General features: G+C 41.2%; 1 protein-coding gene. It reads right to left on the bottom strand.

The features are described from left to right. Positions 1-92: 92 nt before the first annotated feature. The gene (locus tag AC59JT_RS20490) at positions 93-1,133 is read right to left on the bottom strand and encodes an IS110 family RNA-guided transposase (RefSeq protein ID WP_497402701.1); all 1,041 of its coding nucleotides are present in this window, start codon (positions 1,131-1,133) and stop codon (positions 93-95) included. Between the last annotated feature and the right edge of the window lie 224 nt (positions 1,134-1,357).

Genomic DNA, 1,357 nt, shown 5'->3' with positions numbered 1-1,357 from the left:
AAAGATTCTGTGTTGTAAAGCAAATAATATTTTACCTTTGTAATCATTAAGGCGGCTTAAGCTAGCCTGTTTAGGGCGGTACATTTTATATGTTACTGCCCTAATTTATTTTCAAGAATCTCGCGTGTCAGATATTCTTTATCATAGCTTACCTTGTTTTTACACACGATGAAAGCCAGCTCTAATAATTTACGTTGCACCGCTACGGCAGCCTTCAGTTTTATTCCGTGCCTGCTAACTAAACGCGTAAAGAATGTTTTGAACCTTTGATCTGACCGAATAGCAGCTAAAGCAGGCAAGTATAATGACTTTCGCAAATGCCGGTTACCTTGTTTAGATATTTTAGGCTTGCCTTTGACGGATGTTCCTGATTGTTTCTCTTTTACATCCAAGCCGGCATAACTTATCAGTTGCTTCTTGTTTCTGATAAGTTCAAAGCCATTCGTTTCGGCCAGGATGATTATAGCGGTTAATTTTCCTATACCGGGAATCGAGCTCAATAATTGGATACCTGAGCGTATATCCTGATCATTCTTCATGCATTCAGCGATCTCAGTTCTTATCTCTTTTTCCTGTCGAACAAGTACGTCAATACGTTCATTAAGTCTGGCAATAGCACGGTCGCTTGGAAAAGCTTCCGCTCGTTCGGCATGCAACTGGTTCTTAAGCATAGTACGTTCTTGTATCAATTGATCCCGCTCTCTGGTCAATTGTCGCAGATCTCTGAATACTTTGGCCGGACGTTTCCATTCATCGAGTCTTCGTTCTAAAGCAAAACGGCAAATAGCCTGTGAAGCACTTTTATCTGTTACCGTTCTTACATCCAGTGTACGCACATAGTTACTGATCTTATTGGGTAATAGAACGCTGATTCGTTCTTTCTCGTCTGACAGATAGTAAACTAACGGCTCATGATACACTCCGGTGGCTTCCATTGCATATTGTACAGAAATCGTAGATACAGTCTGTTTACCTACCCATTCCCGTAAACGGACAAAGCCTTTATGGTCATTGCTGAAGGTTTTGTGGGCATAAAGCTCAACTGTAGCATCGGCATCTATACGTCCAATAGTTACTACTAATTCCTTTTTGGCAACGTCAATGCCAACTGCTTGTCTAAGTAAAGTATTCATGTTGTTCTTGTTATTAGCTAACAAACAATCATCCTTCTGCGGCTTTACTCCTGGTCGGATATTCTGACTATAGCGCACCTGCGATACGTCTTACATTCTGTACTACCTCTAAAGGACGAGCAAAGAAGGGGCAGTATCTTTGTGCGTGTATGTCATGACGACTACTTGTAACCAAACCTGCTCCCGTTCCTTGTCGCTTGTTATCTTTTACAAACATAGGAGTA

The organism is Mucilaginibacter sp. A3364 (assembly GCF_059690715.1).
The sequence above is the reverse complement of the archived record's forward strand: the minus strand, read 5'-3'. Positions and strand labels throughout refer to the sequence as shown.